General features: G+C 61.9%; 1 protein-coding gene. It reads left to right on the forward strand.

Features of this window, described 5'->3' with window-relative positions; all coding sequences use genetic code 11:
• Positions 1-85 precede the first annotated feature (85 nt).
• Entirely contained in the window at positions 86-2,848 is a 2,763-nt protein-coding gene (gene aceE / locus ACYVKI_RS12885) for a pyruvate dehydrogenase (acetyl-transferring), homodimeric type (protein ID WP_460690770.1), read from the forward strand.
• The last annotated feature ends 15 nt before the right edge of the window (positions 2,849-2,863 follow it).

Here is a 2,863-nt window from a genome sequence, read left to right on the forward strand (position 1 = left end):
CGCCTGACCTCGTGGTGTCGCTCTGGGGACCATCCCTGTCCTTGGATCAGCGGTGCCGACCATCGACCCTTGAGAGAGGTGCCTTGTGAGCGCTGGTGAAGAGAACTCACACATTCGCAGCGGTCTGACCAATCAGCTTCCAGACCTGGATCCGGAAGAGACCCAGGAATGGTTGGAATCATTTGATCAGCTGGTCGCTGTCCATGGCACGGAGCGGGCGGAATACATCATCCGGACCCTGCTGCAGCGGGCAGGAGCGAAGTCCATCGAGGTCCCGATGGTCACCACCACTGATTATGTCAATACCATCCCGGTGGATCAGGAGCCGGCCTTTCCCGGTGATGAGGACATGGAGCGTCGGTTCCGGCGGATCCTGCGGTGGAACGCGGCGATCATGGTGCACAGGGCCCAGCGTGAAGGTATCGCTGTCGGGGGTCATATCTCGTCCTATGCGGGGGTGGCCACGCTCTATGAGGTCGGGTTCAATCACTTCTTCCGGGGCCCGGAGCATCCTGGGGGTGGGGATCAGGTCTTCTTCCAGGGGCATTCCTCGCCGGGCAACTATGCCCGGGCGTATCTGGAGGGTCGGCTCACCGAGGCGCAGCTCGATGGGTTCCGTCAAGAGGTCTCTCAGGCCCCGGAGGGGCTGAGTTCGTATCCGCATCCGCGGTTGATGCCTGATTTCTGGCAGTTCCCCACGGTCTCGATGGGGATCGGACCGATGAACGCGATCTATCAGGCCCAGTTCAACCGGTATCTGGAACACCGCGGCATCAAGGACACCCGGGATCAGAACGTATGGGCCTTCCTCGGTGATGGAGAGATGGACGAGCCCGAATCGCGGGGGCTGCTGCAGCATGCGGCCAATGAGAAGCTCGATAATCTGCATTTCGTGATCAACTGCAATCTGCAGCGCCTCGATGGTCCGGTCCGCGGCAACGGCAAGATCGTCCAGGAGTTGGAGGCCTTCTTCCGGGGGGCGGGCTGGAATGTGATCAAGGTCCTCTGGGGTCGGGAATGGGATGATCTGCTCGCTGCTGATGATGATGGTGAGCTGGTGCGGATCATGAACGAGACCCTCGATGGGGACTATCAGACCTATAAGGCCGAGTCCGGGGCGTTCGTGCGTGAGCATTTCTTCGGGCGTTCGGCCAAGACCAAGGAGATGGTCGCTGAGCTCTCCGATGATGACATCTGGGGGCTCAAGCGTGGGGGCCATGATTATCAGAAGGTCTATGCCGCCTATCAGGCCGCAGTGGCGACCACCGGCAAGCCCACGGTGATCCTGGCCCAGACGATCAAGGGCTATGGGCTCGGTCCCAGCTTCGAGGGTCGGAATGCGACCCATCAGATGAAGAAGCTCACCATCGAGGACCTGAAGCGTTTCCGGGATACTCTGCGGATCCCGATCAGTGATGAACAGATCGAGGCTGATCCGTATCGGGTGCCGTATTACCATCCGGGTGAGGACTCTGAAGAGATGGCGTATCTGCGCGCCCGGCGGGCTGAGCTGGGTGGTCCGCTGCCGGTGCGCACTGCTGCGGCGAAGCCTCTGGCCCTGCCCGGGGCGAAGGTCTATGCCCAGGCGAAGAAGGGATCAGGCAAGCAGCAGGCGGCCACCACGATGGCGTTCGTGCGGTTGCTCAAGGATCTGATGCGCGATAAGAGCATCGGGCATCGGATCGTGCCGATCGTGCCGGATGAGTCCAGGACCTTCGGGATGGACTCGTTCTTCCCCACCGCGAAGATCTATAACCCCAAGGGGCAGAACTATCTCTCGGTGGATCGGGAGCTGATGCTGGCCTATAAGGAGTCTGTCCAGGGGCAGATGATGCATCCGGGGATCAATGAGGCCGGGGCCACTGCGGCGTTCACCGCGGCTGGGACCAGCTATGCCACCCATGGTGAGCCGATGATCCCGGTCTATGTGTTCTACTCGATGTTCGGGTTCCAGCGCACCGGGGACTCGTTCTGGGCCGCGGCTGATCAGCTCACTCGGGGATTCATCATCGGGGCCACTGCCGGGCGGACCACCCTGGCCGGAGAAGGTCTGCAGCACCTCGATGGGCATTCTCCGATCCTGGCGGGCACCAATCCGGCGGTGAAGCATTTCGACCCGGCCTATGGGTACGAGATCGCTCATATCATCGAACACGGGCTCTTCGAGATGTATGGCGATCACTCCGGTGATCATGACGTGATGTATTACCTCACGGTGTATAACGAGCCGGTGACTCAGCTGGCTGAGCCGGAGGGATTGGATCTCGAGGGGGTCACTGGGGGGATCTATCGGTTGGCGACCTCGCAGCAGCAGGGTCTGGATCTCGGGGCGGATGCTCCGGTGGTCCAGCTGTTGGCCTCTGGTGTGGCGGTGCCCTGGGTGCTGGAGGCTCAGCAGCTGCTGGCCCAGGACTGGGGAGTCGCTGCTGATGTGTGGTCGGTGACTTCGTGGAACGAGCTGCGGCGTGAGGCTCTCGCGGTCCAGGAGGCTGCGATGCTGGATCCCGAGCGTGAGCCTGAGGTGCCGTTCGTGACTCGGCAGCTGGCCGGGGCGCAGGGTCCGATCATCGCGACTTCGGACTTCGCCACTCAGGTGCCTGATCAGATCCGTCAGTTCGTGCCCAATGCGTTCGCGACTCTGGGTGCTGATGATTTCGGGTTCTCGGACACGCGGGCTGCTGCGCGGCGGTATTTCCGTATTGATGCTCATTCTGTGGTGGTCCGGGCGCTGCAGATGCTTGCCGAGCAGGACCAGGTCGATGCTTCGCTGGCGCAGCACGCGATGGAGAAGTATCGGCTTGCTGATGTCACGGCCGGGACTTCGGGGACCACTGGCGGAGACGCCTGACCCCAACAGCCGGCC

The organism is Nesterenkonia suensis (assembly GCF_054782935.1).